The 13,270-nt window shown below is 64.8% G+C and carries 11 protein-coding genes; 4 read left to right on the plus strand and 7 right to left on the minus strand.

Going from position 1 to position 13,270, the window contains the following annotated elements; translation table 11 throughout:
* Positions 1–31: 31 nt before the first annotated feature.
* Positions 32–1,339 carry an O-acetylhomoserine aminocarboxypropyltransferase/cysteine synthase family protein gene (locus DESFRDRAFT_RS15570; RefSeq protein WP_005995506.1) on the minus strand — a complete coding sequence of 436 codons (1,308 nt, stop codon included), beginning with the start codon at positions 1,337–1,339 and terminating at the stop codon, positions 32–34.
* 200 nt (positions 1,340–1,539) lie between these two features.
* Between DESFRDRAFT_RS15570 and DESFRDRAFT_RS15575 the strand changes: the two genes are divergently transcribed.
* From DESFRDRAFT_RS15575 to DESFRDRAFT_RS15590, 4 genes are all read left to right on the plus strand, one after another.
* Positions 1,540–2,235: a type 1 glutamine amidotransferase gene (locus DESFRDRAFT_RS15575; RefSeq protein WP_005995509.1), complete on the plus strand. Its 696-nt coding sequence runs from the start codon at positions 1,540–1,542 to the stop codon at positions 2,233–2,235.
* Between the two features lie 348 nt (positions 2,236–2,583).
* Entirely contained in the window at positions 2,584–3,057 is a 474-nt protein-coding gene (locus tag DESFRDRAFT_RS15580) for a pyridoxamine 5'-phosphate oxidase family protein (RefSeq protein ID WP_005995511.1), read from the plus strand.
* Positions 3,058–3,221: 164 nt separating this feature from the next.
* Positions 3,222–6,575, plus strand: a complete 3,354-nt coding sequence (locus tag DESFRDRAFT_RS15585) for a PAS domain S-box protein (protein ID WP_005995512.1) — start codon at positions 3,222–3,224, stop codon at positions 6,573–6,575.
* Between the two features lie 213 nt (positions 6,576–6,788).
* Entirely contained in the window at positions 6,789–7,949 is a 1,161-nt protein-coding gene (locus DESFRDRAFT_RS15590; protein WP_005995513.1) for a BaiN/RdsA family NAD(P)/FAD-dependent oxidoreductase, read from the plus strand.
* Positions 7,950–8,539: 590 nt separating this feature from the next.
* Here the strand turns inward: DESFRDRAFT_RS15590 and rimM are convergent.
* From rimM to DESFRDRAFT_RS15620, 6 genes are all read right to left on the minus strand, one after another.
* Positions 8,540–9,091 (minus strand): ribosome maturation factor RimM, encoded by a 552-nt coding sequence (gene rimM, locus DESFRDRAFT_RS15595; RefSeq protein WP_005995514.1) that lies wholly within the window; start codon positions 9,089–9,091, stop codon positions 8,540–8,542.
* A gap of 30 nt (positions 9,092–9,121) precedes the next feature.
* Entirely contained in the window at positions 9,122–9,355 is a 234-nt protein-coding gene (locus DESFRDRAFT_RS15600; protein ID WP_005995515.1) for a KH domain-containing protein, read from the minus strand.
* A 147-nt stretch (positions 9,356–9,502) separates the two neighbouring features.
* Positions 9,503–9,742, minus strand: a complete 240-nt coding sequence (gene rpsP / locus DESFRDRAFT_RS15605; RefSeq protein ID WP_005995516.1) for a 30S ribosomal protein S16 — start codon at positions 9,740–9,742, stop codon at positions 9,503–9,505.
* A 59-nt stretch (positions 9,743–9,801) separates the two neighbouring features.
* On the minus strand, positions 9,802–11,319 hold the full coding sequence (gene ffh / locus DESFRDRAFT_RS15610) for a signal recognition particle protein (protein WP_005995517.1): 1,518 nt from the start codon (positions 11,317–11,319) through the stop codon (positions 9,802–9,804).
* Between the two features lie 166 nt (positions 11,320–11,485).
* Positions 11,486–11,776, minus strand: a complete 291-nt coding sequence (locus DESFRDRAFT_RS15615; RefSeq protein ID WP_005995518.1) for an RNA recognition motif domain-containing protein — start codon at positions 11,774–11,776, stop codon at positions 11,486–11,488.
* Between the two features lie 171 nt (positions 11,777–11,947).
* The gene (locus DESFRDRAFT_RS15620) at positions 11,948–13,135 is read right to left on the minus strand and encodes a pyridoxal phosphate-dependent aminotransferase (protein WP_005995519.1); all 1,188 of its coding nucleotides are present in this window, start codon (positions 13,133–13,135) and stop codon (positions 11,948–11,950) included.
* Positions 13,136–13,270: the final 135 nt, after the last annotated feature.

Consider the following 13,270-nt stretch of genomic DNA (forward strand, 5'->3'; position numbering starts at 1 on the left):
TTCCCTCCCCCGGTTCCTTCCTCCCCCTCTCCTACGCCGGGACCTGGGCCAGGGCCTGGTCCAGGTCGGCGATGATGTCGCGCACGTCTTCGATGCCGACCGAGATGCGCACCATGTCCGGGGCCACGCCGGCCGCCGCCAGCTCGTCGGGGGTGAGCTGGGAATGGGTGGTGCTGGCCGGGTGGATGACGAGGGTCTTGGCGTCGAGAATGTTGGCCAGATGCGAGCACAGCTTCACCGATTCGATGAATGTGCGCCCGGCCTCGATGCCGCCCGTGAGTCCGAAGCCGAACACCGCTCCCGGACCGAGGGGAAAGAACTTCTTGGCCCGGGCATGGTCCTTGTGGCTTGGCAGGCCGGCGTAATTGACCCAGGCCACCTTGGGATGGGCTTCCAGAAATTCCGCCACGCGCTGGGCGTTGGCGCAGTGCGCCCGGGCCCGAAGCGGCAGCGTCTCCAGGCCCTGGATGATAAGGAAGCTGTTCATGGGGGCCGGCGTCGCGCCGATGTCGCGCATGAGCCCGGTGCGCAACTTGGTGCAAAAGGCCGAGCACGGCGTGCCCTCGAGCTCACAGAGCATCTCCCAGAAATTGGCCCCGTGGTAGGTGGGGTCGGGCGCGGTGATCTCCGGGAATTTTCCGCCCGCCGCCCAGTCGAAGCCGCCGCTTTCGACAATGGCCCCGCCGATGCATGTGCCGTGGCCGCCGATGATTTTCGTCAGCGAATAGACGGCGATGTCCGCCCCCACCTCGAAGGGATTGAGGATGGGCGGCGCGGCCACAGTGTTGTCCAGAATAAAGGGGATGCCGGCGTCGTGGGCCACCTTGGCGATGGCGGGCAGATCGTCCACGTTGCAGCGCGGGTTGCCGATGGATTCGGTGTAGACGAGGCGCGTGTCGGCATCGATGGCCCGGGCGAAATTGGCCGGGTCGGAAGAATCAACGAACCGCACCTCGATGCCGAAGCGCCTCAGCGTATGCTCGAAAAGCGTGTGGGTGCCGCCGTAGAGGTTGCTGCCCGAAACGATGTTCTGTCCGGCCTTGGTGATGGCGACCACAGCGTAGAAAATGGCGGACATGCCCGAGGCCGTGCACAGGCAGGCCGGAGCGCCGTGCAGGGCGGCCAGGCGCTTTTCCAGCACGTCGGTGGTGGGGTTGCCAAGCCGCGTGTAGATGTAGCCGGCTTCCTTGAGCGCGAACAGGTTGGCCGCATGGGCGGCATCGCGGAACAAAAAGCTTGTGGTCTGGTAGATGGGCACGGCCCGGGAAAGCGTATCCTCATCCGGAGCATGGCCGGCATGCAGGGCCAGCGTCTGGGCATGCCACGTGGAATTGGTCATGGAGTTCCTCATGTTTTAATTGGTAGCCGCCCGCGCCGGGGCGTGGGGCATGATGCCCCTATATGACAACCCGCCCCCCCGTGGAAAGCCCCGGCCGGCGTTTGCGGCCCCCCGGCCTTGACAAGAACCCGGGGCGGAACCGACAACCGGCATCGGCGCTTTCGCCGCGCCGACTTCCATCGTCACTTCGGGAGGTACCCATGCGCCTGCACGCCTTTTACCATGTCCCCTTCGAGGATGTGGGCTCCATCGCATCCTTTGCCGCCGAAAAAGACCACTCCCTGACCGCCACCAGCTTCTACGCCGACGAGACCCCGCCTCCGGCCTCGGACTACGACATGCTCATCGTCATGGGCGGGCCCATGAGCGTCTACGACGAAAAAGAATATCCCTGGCTGGCCGGCGAGAAAAAAGCCATCGAAGCGGCCATCGCCGCCGGCAAGAAGGTGCTCGGCATCTGCCTGGGAGCCCAGCTCGTCTCCGCCGTCCTCGGCGGCACGGTGACCAAGAATCCGGTGCCGGAAATCGGCTGGTTCAAGGTGGAAATGACCCCGGAAGGTCTGGCCGAGCCGGTCTTCGCCGGATTCCCCCAATCCTTCTACGCCTTCCACTGGCACGGCGACACCTTCTCCATCCCGCCGGGAGCCGTCCATGCCGCTTCCTCTGCCGCCTGCGCCAACCAGGCCTTCGTCGCCAACGGCGGCCAGGTCGTCGGCCTGCAGTTCCATCTGGAGACCCAGCCGGTGAACATGCAGAAGCTCATCAAGTACTGCGCCGCCGATGTGGCCACCCCCGGCCCCACCATCCACCACCCCAAGCAGATGCACGCCGGGCGCGAAGCCTTCAAGGACATCAAGGCGCTCATGCACAAGGTCTGCGACGCCATGACCGCGTAAGCCGATGCGATGAGAGGGAATGGAATGCCTCCGGCGGCCGGGGGAAACTTTTTGAAAAAAGTTTCCCCCGGACCCCCTTCAAAAACGTTCAAAGGGGCGGAGGCTCCGCCTGAGAGGGGATATGGGGTTTTTCATTTTTTTGGGAACAGAGCCAGGCTTTCCCCACAGGGATGCCGGGCGGGCGGAAATCGTTCCCGAACCTGGGACGCGTTCCCAGGGCCGGCGGCGGGGTGGAGCGGACGCGAAGGCGTATTCTTCAAATATGCGCCGCACGCGGCTATCCCGCCCCGCCGCCGGCCAGCCAGCCCCAACCAAACAAACGGCTCGAATGCTGCCGGGAGAAAGGCGATGCGCAAGAAAGAGCGGGAACTCACGGACAGAGGCGTACTGGAAGAACAGCTCATGCGGGCCAAGGTGTGCCGGCTCGGGCTCTACGACGGCGCGTGGCCCTATGTCGTGCCCGTCAACATCGGCTACGCCGCCGGACACCTTTATTTCCATTCATCGCTCAAGGGCAAGAAGATGGACATCCTGCGTCAAAACCCCAAGGTCTGCTTCGAGATCGACAGCGCCGTGGAAATCGTCACCGGTGAACGCCCCTGCGATTACACCGCCTACTACAAGTCGGTCATCGGCTTCGGCACGGCCGTCTTCCTCGAGGACGAAGCGGAAAAAGTCGAGGGATTGCGCATCCTCATGCGGCACTTTGCCGGCCCGGAAGAAGGTTTCCGGCCCGAGGTGGTGTCCAAAACGGCCGTGGTGCGCATCGACATCGAATCCATGACCGGCAAGTCCAACCCGCCGATGAAGGAATGGAGTTAGCCGACTCCGCCACCTTTTCCATTTTCAGGAAAACCGTATCGCCCAATTTGTCGAAGGCGGGCGGGTGAAGCCGCATTGCCGCCCGCTGGGCTTTCGCGTAACAGGAAAGCCATTGCGGGCATGGACCTGCCGCAAGACGGCGCGACTTCAACAACAGAGCGGCAATGCGATTTCCAATACCCGAGGCGGCGGCCTCTCGCCGCCCGTCCGACGCCTTTCCCCCGGCCGCTTTCGCCGGCCATCCCTTGTCGCTCGCCGCCCGCGCCTTCTTTTTTCTTATTGTCGCCGCCTTCCTGGCGATCGCCCTCCTCCCCGCCTTCGCCCCGGCCGCAACCGAGCCGTCCCCGGCGGAACCGCCCCAAGCCGCACCCACACGCCCGGAAAAACTCACCGTGGTCGTGGACAAGGATTACCCGCCCTACATCATCACCACCCCTTCGGGCGAGGTGCGCGGCATCCTGGTTGATCGCTGGAAGCTTTGGGAAAAACGCACCGGCGTGCCGGTCACCCTCGTTCCCATGAACTGGGACGCGGCCCAAAACGCCATGCGCCATGGCGAGGCCGACGTCATCGACCTGTTTTTCGAAAACGAGACCCGCCAAAAGGACTTCCTGTTCTCCAAACCCTACGCGACCATCGACGTGCCGGTCTTCGTGCAAAAGGACCTCTCCGGCATCACCGACATGGCTTCCCTGCGCGGCTTTCCGGTGGCGGTCAAACGCGGCGACGCCTGCGCCGAGATTTTGCAGCGGCACGGCATCGGCCCGCTTTTGTACTACGACACCTACGAGGACGTGATCCAGGCCGCCAAGAACGGCAATATCAAGGTCTTTTGCATGGACGCCCCGCCGGCGATGTACCACCTTTACAGACAGGGGCTCGACGGCGAATTCAGGCTGGCCTTCATCCTCTATTCCGGCAAGTTGCACACTGCCGTGCGCAAGGGAAACGCGGCGCTTTTGCGCTTCGTCGAAGCGGGCTTCGACGGCATTGCGGCCAAGGACCTCAAGGCAATCGACAAGAAGTGGCGCGGCACGCCCCTTTTCCCCTCGTCCGGCCTGCGCTACGCCCTGCTGGCCGTGGCGGCGTTGGCCGCGGCCGCGCTCGTTTTGCTGTCCATAAACGCGCTGCTGCGGCGCACCGTCCGCCGCCAGACAGCCAGGCTCGAGGAGCTGCTCGAAGCGGTCGGCCAAAGCGAACGCCGCTACCGGGAACTGGTCGAAAACGCGGCCTGCCTCATCGTGCGCCTCGATCTCCTCGGCCGGGTGGTATTCTGCAACGCCTGGGGCCAGCGGGTCTTCGGCCTGCCCCTTGAGCGCATGCTCGGACGCGACATCGACGCCTTGGGTGGCGCGCCGGGAAGCGATGCCTCCGAATCGTGGGGGGCGATCCTGGCCGTCCTGGCCGAGGCTCCGGACGGCGCGCGAACCCTGGACCGGCGGCATATCGGCGAGAACGGCCGCGCCATCTGGATCACGTGGTCCGTCATCGCCCTGCGCGATCCCAAGGGACTCCCGACCGAATTCCTGTGCGTCGGCAACGAGATCACCCAACGCAAGCAGGCCGAGAAAGCGCTCGCCGCCAGCGAAGCCCGCTATGCGCTGGTGGTGCGCGCTTCCAACGACGGCATCTGGGACTGGGACCTGCGTACGGATGCGGTCTATTTTTCGCCCCGTTACCTGGAAATCCTCGGGCTCGCCCCGGACGCGTTATCCCCGACCGTTACGGAATGGAACCAACGCATCCATCCCGACGACGTCGAGGCCGTCCTGCGGGAAAACCGTCGCTGCGCCACGGGTGAAACGGACAGCTTCGTCGTGGAATACCGCATGCGTCACGCGGACGGCTCCTACCGCTGGATCGTCGGACGGGGTGCAAATTCCAAGGACGAAAAGGGCCAGGTCGTGCGCATGGCCGGCTCCCATACAGACATCACCCGCCGCAAAAGGGACGAGACCGCCCTGCGGGAAAGCCAGGACCAACTGGCCAAGATCTTCCGCCTCTCCCCGGTCGGGCTTTGCGTGAGCGCCCAGCGCGACAGCCGCGTCGTGGATATCAATGAAAACGGAGCGCGCATGTTCGGCTACGAAAAGGCGGCTGTGATCGGCCGCGAAAGCCTGCACCTCGGGGTGTGGCCACACCCCGAGGACCGCCGGGCGCTGGTGGACGAACTTGTCGCCAAGGGCTCCATCGTCGGCAAGGAACTCGAACTGCTCCACCAAAACGGCTCCACCGTGGTGGTGCTCTATTCCGCCGTGCCCATCCAGGCGTACGGCGAAACCTGCCTCCTGTCCGTGCTGGTGGACATCACCGAGCGCAAGGCCATAGAGCGGTCCCTGCGCCGGGCCAAGGAAGCCGCCGAAGCCGCCAACCGGGCCAAAACGGAATTCCTCTCCACCATGAGCCATGAAATCCGCACGCCCATGAACACCATCCTGGGCATGGCCCAGGCGCTCTCGGCCGCCGACCTGCCGCCCAAGCAGACCCAGGCCATCCGCGCCATCGAAATCGCCGGGGGAAGCCTGCTCACCTTGTTAAACGATATCCTCGACCTGTCCCAGATCGAATCCGGCGGACTTATCATCGAGGAAAAGCCCTGCGACATCGGGAAGCTGGCCGGACGCATCGTGGACATGATGCGCCCCGACGCCGCCGCGAAAGACATCGCCCTGCGCCTCGATCTCGCCGAAGACCTGCCCCCGAGCGTTTCCCTAAGCCCGGACCGCATCCGGCAAGTCCTGGTCAACCTGCTCGGCAACGCCGTCAAATTCACCCACCAGGGCAGCATCGTCCTGGCCGTCGGCCGGGAGGCCGGCCCCACCGGCGGGGACTGGCTGCGCCTGGACGTGCGCGACACCGGCATCGGCATCCCCGTGGACAAACTGCCCGTCATTTTCGACCGCTTCACCCAGGCCGACGCCACCACCAGCCGGCTCTACGGCGGGGTAGGCCTGGGGCTGGCCATCTCCAAAAAGCTCGTGGACCTGATGGGCGGCAGCATCCGGGTGGAAACGGCGGTCGGCCAGGGATCGACCTTCACGGTGCGCCTGCCGTTGCGCCCGGTGCATACCCCGGTCCCGCAAGACGCCTTGCCGCATGCGGCAAAACCCACAGTCATTTCCCATCCAGGCCGACGGGCGACGGTCCTGCTCATCGAGGACAGCCCCGGCAACGCCGAAGTCACCAGAATCATGCTCGAAGACAGCCGCTTCGACCTGACCTGGGCTCCCAGCGGGCAGGCCGGACTCGAAGCCCTGCGCGAGACGCCCTACGACATCGTGCTCATGGACATGGAAATGCCCGAAATGGACGGCCTCGAAACGACAAGGGCCCTGCGCCGCATGGAAACGGAACTGGGCCGCCCCCGCACCCCGGTCATCGCCCTGACCGCCCATGCCTTCGAGGAACACCGCCAGCGGGGACTGGCCGCCGGCTGCGACGATTTCCAGGCCAAACCCGTCGCCAAAACGCGCTTGCTCGACGCCCTCGAAACCTGGATGGCCGTGGCCGGAAATTAGGGAAGAGGGAAGGAAGAATGGGGAAGAAAGTGCGAGAGGGGAAACCCTTTTGAAAAAGGGTTCTCCCCTCTCGCGCTCTCCCCTTCCTAAAATTTATAACGTGGCCAGTGTTATACAGTTAACACTTCATTATTATTAAAAGTCTTTGGAAAGGGGGTCCGGGGGGAGAACCTTTCTGCAAGAAAGGTTTCCCCCCGGCTCATCTCTCACAATATGCACACTGACGTCGTCATTCTGGGAGCCGGGGCCTCCGGGCTTTGCTGCGCCATTGCCTGCGCCGGCAGGGGGCGCGACACCCTCGTCATCGACCACGGCCCCAAGGCCGCCCGCAAGGTGCTGGCCGCCGGCGGCGGCCGGGCCAATTGCACCAACACCGACATCCGGGCCGCGGATTACCATTGCGCCAACCCGCATTTCGTCAAATCGGCCCTGGCCCGCTTCTCCCCCGCCGACTTCCTGGACTGGATCCATGCCGGCGGTGTGGCCACGGTCGAGGAACCCGGCGGCAAGGTCTTCTGCCGCGACGGCGCGCGTGCCCTGACCCGGTTTCTCCTGAGCGAGGCCCGGCGGGCGGGCGCTCGCATCCAGCTCGGCACGCGTGTGCGCGACGCCCGCAAGGACGGCGACGTCTTCGTCATCGACACCGAGGCCGGTTCCGTGCGCGCAACCTCCCTGGTGCTGGCCCTGGGCGGGAAATCCTGGCCGGGACTTGGTGCCACGGATTGCGGCTACACCCTGGCCCGGGGCTTCGGCCTGCCGGCCACTGAACTGCGCCCGGGCCTCACCCCGCTTCTGGCCGGGCCGGACATGGCCCCGCTTTGCCGCGAACTTGCCGGCGTATCCCTGCCCGTGCGCCTGACCGGCCCATGCGACATCACCGGCGAGCTGCTTTTCACCCACAAAGGCGTCTCCGGCCCGGCCGTGCTCGATGCCTCGCTTTTCTGGCGCGAGGGCGAAACGCTTTCCATCGACTGGCTGCCCGGCCGCGATCCCGAGGCGATCCTGGCCGAAGCCGGCCGCCAGGAGATCAAAAACGCCCTGTCCGGTTGCCTGCCCAAACGCCTGGCCACCGCCCTGTGCCAGCACCTCGGCGCGACCGGCCCCGCCGCCGGCCTCTCCCCCAAAGCCCGCCGCAAGCTCGCCGCGTCGCTTGCCGCCTTCTCCTTCGCCCCGGCCCGGGCCGAAGGCTACGCCAAGGCCGAAGTGACCCTCGGCGGCGTCACCGTGGACCGCATCTCCTCCAAGACCCTGGCCGCAAGCGACATCCCCGGCCTCTACGTCATCGGCGAACTGCTCGACGTCACCGGCCGCCTCGGCGGCTTCAACCTGCACTGGGCCTGGGCCTCGGGCTTCGCTGCCGGAGGCGATATATGAGGGGTGCCTCCGGCGGCCGGGGGGAAACTTTTTGAAAAAAGTTTCCCCCCGGACCCCCCATCAAAAACTTTCAAAGGGGGCATGGGGTTCACCGGGCGCGGCAGAAAAAGGGCTCTTCATTTCCAAAGGAATGAAGAGCCCTTTTCTATCCACAAAGGAAGAGCAATACTGTAGAGGCGCACCCTTCACTCGAATGGGAGTCCACATCGGGCGAGCCGGCGAACCTGCACACGCAGCAGCGGGGGTTGTTTTCAGCTTTGGCGGCAAGCCGCGCTCGCCGGAGTGCCATGCCATGCGAGGGTACGTACGCCTCTTGCTTTCCAATGGCTGTGTGGATCCGTACGGTCGGTACGCATCGCTTTCGGGGATGGGACGCGCGACCAGGGCCGGCTGGGGGCAGGACGGACGCGAGGGCGTATTCTTCAAATATGCGCCGCGCGCGGCCGCACTGCCCCCAGCCGGCCCGACCAACAACAGCGACAGTGCAACGACAACACGGCAGCCTCCCCCAAACAAAACCGATATATGTCGGCCTTGCCTTGCGGGAAAACATCGCCATTGCGGCAACACTCGGACGAATGAACGCGGTGTCAGTCGGTCTGGTAGAGTTCCAACAAACCGGGCGGCGGGTCGATGACCACGAAACCGGCCTCAAGGTCGATGTCGGGGACCAGCTCGTCGGCGGCGGGAAAAAGAATCTCGTGGCCGGCGGCGTCGCGAATCACCCAAAGCTCGGCCCCGCCGGAGTCGCGGACGTCTTCGATGACGCCGAAATCGGGACTGCCCGGGGCGGCTTGGGCCAGACGCACGCGCAGGCCGAGGAGTTGATGCAGGAAGACTTCGTCGGGATCGGGCGGGACAAGGCGCGAGGCCGGCACGCAAACGGCCAGCCCCCGCAGGAGCTCGGCGGCGTTGCGGTCCGGGACGCCCTCGAAGCTGACGAGAAGGCGTTCCTTATGGACGCGGGCGGCGCGCACGGTATAGACGCGGCCGCGCCCAGGAGACCCGGGCGGGCACAGGAGCACCTCCGCTCCCCGGTCGAAGTACGAAGGGGAGTCGGCATGGCTGTCGATGCACAACTCCCCCCGGATGCCGTGTGGGCGCGCCACGTCACCCACAATGATGTATTTTTCCGGGCCCATGGCGGTCGTGTCGAATCGGCGCGGGCGTTCCTACTCGAGGATCTCCAGCACGGAGCGCTTGCGGGCCTTGGTCGAGGCCGCGCCGAGGATGGTACGCATGGCGCGGGCGGTCCGGCCTTGTTTGCCGATGACCTTGCCGAGGTCTTCCTTGGCCACCTTGAGTTCGATGACCGAGGTCTGTTCGCCCTCTATCTCCGACACCTGCACCTGATCCGGGTTGTCCACCAGGGATTTGGCCACATACTCAATCAAGTCCTTCAACATACGCACCTCCTGAGGTAACCGTAAGAGCAAGCGAAGGACTTCCGCCTCCGTTTCCGTATACCCCCGGGCCGCACCCGGGGGTGAAGCGGCGGCGTCTGGGATTTCCGGCCCGGACCTCTCCTTCCAAGCGGCGTGTGCCGGAGGAGCCTAGACGTCAGCCTTCTGCAGCAGGGCGCGCACGGTATCCGAGGGCTTGGCTCCACGCTCAAGCCAGGACCGCACTTTTTCACTATCCACTTTTATTTCGGCCGGGTCAACCATGGGGTTGTAGTAGCCGAGATACTCCAGGGCGCGGCCGTCGCGGCGGGTCTTGGAATCCATGGCGACGATGCGGTAAAACGGGCGCTTCTTGGAACCCATGCGGGTCAGACGCAGTTTCATGGCCATAACGTATTCTCCTGTCCTTCGGGGTGAGAGCTGTTGTGGAATATTCGCCCGCCATGCGGCTAGCGTTTTTTCCGTTTTTTCCGTTGTTCCTTTTTCTTCTTGGCCGCGGCCTTGGCCGCGGCCCGGGCGGCGCGAACGGCTTCGGGATCGCCGCCGGGGGCTCCCGGCATGCCCCCAGGCATACCGCCAGGCATTCCCGGAGGCATCCCCGGCATCCCGCCCGGCATGCCGCCGGGCAGCTTCATGCCGGGGGGCATCTTGGGCATGCTCGGCATGCCCTTGCCGCCCATCATGCGCTGCATCATCTTTTGCATCTGGGTGAAATTTTTCAGCAGTTGGCTGACTTCCAGGACCGTGGTGCCCGAGCCCTTGGCGATGCGTTCCTTGCGGCTGACGTTGATGAGCTTGGGCGTGGCCCGCTCGGCCTTGGTCATGGAATTGATGATGGCCTCGACCCGGGCCATCTCCTTTTCCGGCATCTGCACTTCGCCCAGCTGCTTGCGGATCTGGGACATGCCGGGGATGAGCTTGAGCAGGCCCTCGATGGAACCGAGCTTTTTGACCCGGCGCATCTGGGTGCGGAAATCTTCCAGGGTGAACTGCGCCTTGCGCAGTTTCTTTTCCATGGCCGCCGCTTCATCGGCGTCCACGTCGGCCTGGGCCTTTTCGATGAGCGTCAGGATGTCGCCCATGCCGAGGATGCGCGAGGCGACCCGGTCGGGATGGAAGACTTCCAGGTCCGAAACCTTTTCGCCCGTGCCCACGAACTTGATGGACTTGCCCGTGACCTGGCGCACGGACAAGGCCGCGCCGCCCCGGGCGTCGCCGTCCATCTTGGTGAGCACCACGCCGGTGACGCCCAAGCGGTCGTTGAACGAGGAGGCGACGGTGACGGCGTCCTGGCCGGTCATGGCGTCGGCCACGAACAGGATTTCGCCGGGCCCGGTCTTGGCCTTGATGGCCGAAAGCTCCTCCATGAGGGCTTCGTCGACATGCAGGCGGCCGGCGGTGTCGAGCAGCACCACGTCGTGGCCGGTGCGCTTGGCCTCTTCCAGGGCGGCCGTGCAGATGTCCACCGGGTTCTGGTCCGTGGTGGACGGAAAAGCCTCGATATCGAGCTGTGACGCCAGCTTATGGAGCTGGTCGATGGCCGCCGGGCGGTAGACGTCGGCCGGCACCAGATAAGGCTTGCGCTTCAGTTCCCGCCGCAGCTTCAGGGCCAGCTTGGCGCAGGTGGTGGTTTTGCCCGAGCCTTGCAGCCCCACGACCATGATGACGGCCGGGGAGGCCTTGAGGTCCAGTTCCCGGGCTTCGCCGCCGAGCAGCTCGACCATTTCGTCGTGGACGATCTTGACGACCTGCTGGCCCGGGGTCAGGCTTTTGAGGACGTCCTGGCCCATGGCCCGCTCGCGCACGCGGTCGACGAAGTCCTTGACGACCTTGAAGTTGACGTCGGCCTCGAGCAGGGCCAGACGAACCTCGCGCAAGGCGGTCTGGACGTTCTCCTCGGTCAGGCGGGCGTGCCCCCTGATCTTGCGGAAGACGTCGTCGAGTCTGTCGGTAAGGCTGTCGAACATGGTCCTTGGGCACCTCGGTAAAGGGCAAAGTTGGACTACTTAACCGCCTTTGGCCAAGGCGTCAAGTAAGCGTCCCGTCGGGCGGGAATCACGAGAAAGGCCCCATCCGCAAGCGGACGGGGCCTTGGCTACATACCGTGGCCGGCTTGCACCGGCGTGTCGGCGACTACCAGCTGTTGCGACGGGGGGCGCCGTAACCGCCGGAGCGGGGCTGACGCTCCTGCGCCTCGTTGACGCGCAGGTCGCGACCACCGAAAGCCTTGCCGTCGAGGGCTTCCATGGCGGCATCGGCGCCTTCGGGGGACATTTCCACGAAGCCGAAGCCGCGCAGGCGGCCGGTCTCGCGGTCAACGATCAGGTTGACCGACTCCACATCGCCGTAGGCGGCGAAAAGGTTGCGGATTTCATCTTCGTTGGTGGAAAAAGGCAGGTTGCCGACGTAGAGTTTCTTGGACATTCGCTAAAGCTCCAAACTTTTTTTCGGGCTAACTCTTCAAAGGTCGACGGGAGCTCGCAAACGCAAAGATCCTCGGAGACGGTTACAAAGACTTAGCCAACGTTGAGATGCGATCAATTAAGCCGCCCCACCGGGGCTGTCAACAGATATCTTGTAAAAAAAGCCCGTCCGTTATCCGGCCATGGCCTTGGCGAAGCCGGCCTCGGACCGGTTGATGACGGCCTCGTCCACGCAGAAAGCCAGCCGAAAGTGGCCGGGCAGCCCGAAACCGCGCCCGGGCACGGCCAGCACCCGCTCGGCCGCGAGGCGCTCCACAAACGCCACCTCGTCCGGAATGGGCGATTTGGGGAAGAAATAAAACGCCCCGCGCGGCATGAAAAACGAATATCCGGCCCGGGTCAGCACCCCGGCCATGGCCTTGCGCCGGCGTTCGTAGATGGTGCGGTCCACTTCCTGGCCGAGCGCCCGCAGCAAAAGCGCCTGGCCCACGGCCGGGGCGTTGACGAAGCCCATGATGCGGTTGGCGAAGACCATGCCGGCCACAAGCTTTTCCCGGCCCGGCATGTCCGGCGAGACCACGACGAACCCGACCCGCTCGCCCGGCAGGGACAGGTTTTTGGAAAAAGAGCCGATGACCAGGGAATACGGATAGAGCGGCAGCACCGACGGCACCGTCGCGCCGTCGTAGGCCAGAAAACGGTACGGCTCGTCGGCGAGCAGGTAGATGGGCCGGTCGCGGCCCGCGTTTTGGCGGGTGAGCATGGCCGAAAGCTCGATGAGCGTTTCCTTGGAATAGATCTGGCCGGTGGGGTTGTTGGGCGAATTGATCATCACCACCCGCGTGCGCGGGGTGATGGCCGCCTCCATGGCCGCGATGTCCAGCTCGAAGGTGTCGGGCTTGGTCGGCACGGTGGTCAGGGTCGCGCCGTGGTTGGCGGCGTAAAAGTCGTATTCCACAAAATAGGGGGACGGGCACAGGACCACGTCGCCGGGGGTGAGCACGGTGCGGAAAAAGACGTTGATGCCGCCGGCCGCGCCGCAGGTGAGGATCACGTCGCCGGCGGTAATGGGCGCGCCGTCCTGCTCCTTGCGCAGGTGTTCGGCCAGGGCGGCCCGCACTTCGGGGTAGCCGGGGTTGGGCATGTAGCCCAGGGCGAAGGGCTTATCCATCCGGCAGGACAGGTCGGCCAGGCACTCGCCGATCACGGGCGGCGGCGGCAAGTCGGGATTGCCGAGGGAAAAGTCGCAGACCGCTTCCTCGCCGTACTTCTTCTTGAGTTCCAGGCCCTGTTCGAAAATCTTGCGAATCCAGGCCCCGCCCGACAAATACCGCTCCATCTGTTCGGTGACCAGCTGCATGTTCCCCCTCCGGTGAAAACGTGGCAGCCACCATTGCATCAAAACCGGACTGTTGCAATATGGTAACCAATTCGCCGCCGGAAGGAGACGGACGGGCCGGCGGCCGAGGATGCGGAAAAAGTATTCCCTCTTGAT

The organism is Solidesulfovibrio fructosivorans JJ] (assembly GCF_000179555.1).
GTDB classification, from domain to species: Bacteria; Desulfobacterota; Desulfovibrionia; order Desulfovibrionales; family Desulfovibrionaceae; genus Solidesulfovibrio; species Solidesulfovibrio fructosivorans.

Bases quoted from the DNA above. Each gene is read 5' to 3' on its own strand.
- DESFRDRAFT_RS15570 (WP_005995506.1), bottom strand. From the start codon at position 1,339: ATGACCAATTCCACGTGGCATGCCCAGACGCTGGCCCTGCATGCCGGC.
- DESFRDRAFT_RS15575 (WP_005995509.1), top strand. From the start codon at position 1,540: ATGCGCCTGCACGCCTTTTACCATGTCCCCTTCGAGGATGTGGGCTCC.
- DESFRDRAFT_RS15580 (WP_005995511.1), top strand. From the start codon at position 2,584: ATGCGCAAGAAAGAGCGGGAACTCACGGACAGAGGCGTACTGGAAGAA.
- DESFRDRAFT_RS15585 (WP_005995512.1), top strand. From the start codon at position 3,222: ATGCGATTTCCAATACCCGAGGCGGCGGCCTCTCGCCGCCCGTCCGAC.
- DESFRDRAFT_RS15590 (WP_005995513.1), top strand. From the start codon at position 6,789: ATGCACACTGACGTCGTCATTCTGGGAGCCGGGGCCTCCGGGCTTTGC.
- rimM (WP_005995514.1), bottom strand. From the start codon at position 9,091: ATGGGCCCGGAAAAATACATCATTGTGGGTGACGTGGCGCGCCCACAC.
- DESFRDRAFT_RS15600 (WP_005995515.1), bottom strand. From the start codon at position 9,355: ATGTTGAAGGACTTGATTGAGTATGTGGCCAAATCCCTGGTGGACAAC.
- rpsP (WP_005995516.1), bottom strand. From the start codon at position 9,742: ATGGCCATGAAACTGCGTCTGACCCGCATGGGTTCCAAGAAGCGCCCG.
- ffh (WP_005995517.1), bottom strand. From the start codon at position 11,319: ATGTTCGACAGCCTTACCGACAGACTCGACGACGTCTTCCGCAAGATC.
- DESFRDRAFT_RS15615 (WP_005995518.1), bottom strand. From the start codon at position 11,776: ATGTCCAAGAAACTCTACGTCGGCAACCTGCCTTTTTCCACCAACGAA.
- DESFRDRAFT_RS15620 (WP_005995519.1), bottom strand. From the start codon at position 13,135: ATGCAGCTGGTCACCGAACAGATGGAGCGGTATTTGTCGGGCGGGGCC.